Raw genomic sequence first — 599 nt, 5'->3', positions numbered from 1 at the left:
GCCGAGGAAGTAGGCCGGTGACATGAGAATGCACGGCACGCCGCTGAAGATCGGCTGCAGCAGGCCACCGATCAAACCCATGTCGTGGTACAGCGGCAGCCAGCTGACGATGACGTCGTCGGGGTTCACGTCAATGCCGAAACCGTGACGGATCAGCAGTTCATTGGCGACCAGATTGCCGTGGCTGACCTGCACGCCTTTGGGCAGTGCGGTAGAGCCGGAGGTGTATTGCAGGAACGCGATGTGGTCTTGCGGCAGGACCGGTTCAACCCATCGTTCGGCGAGCGTACGGTCGAGGGTATCGACGCACAGCAGCGGCGGCGCGCCTTCGATCTGCTGCAACGCGTCGCGCAGGTCGGCACTGGTCAGCAGCAGACGCGGTTCGGCGTCGGCAATGATCGACAGCAAACGCTCCTGATGGTGACGACGCGCGGATTCCGGCGGATAGGCTGGCACCGCGATGACGCCGGCGTACAGGCAGCCAAAAAACGCCGCGACATAGTCCGGGCCGCTCGGGAACAGCAGCACCGCGCGATCACCGAATTCAGCCTCAGCCTGCAACGCGGCAGCAATCGTACGCGCGCGCTGATCCAGTTCGC

Annotated in this window: 1 protein-coding gene; it reads right to left on the bottom strand. The window is 63.9% G+C overall.

Annotation, left to right across the window (positions count from 1 at the left end):
- The coding region (locus BK660_RS30495; protein ID WP_148057495.1) for an AMP-binding protein at positions 1–599 on the bottom strand (599 nt) is incomplete at both ends.

This window comes from Pseudomonas brassicacearum, from assembly GCF_003732265.1.
Classification (GTDB): domain Bacteria; phylum Pseudomonadota; class Gammaproteobacteria; order Pseudomonadales; family Pseudomonadaceae; genus Aquipseudomonas; species Aquipseudomonas brassicacearum_D.
This window is presented reverse-complemented; position numbering and strand designations above follow the sequence as displayed.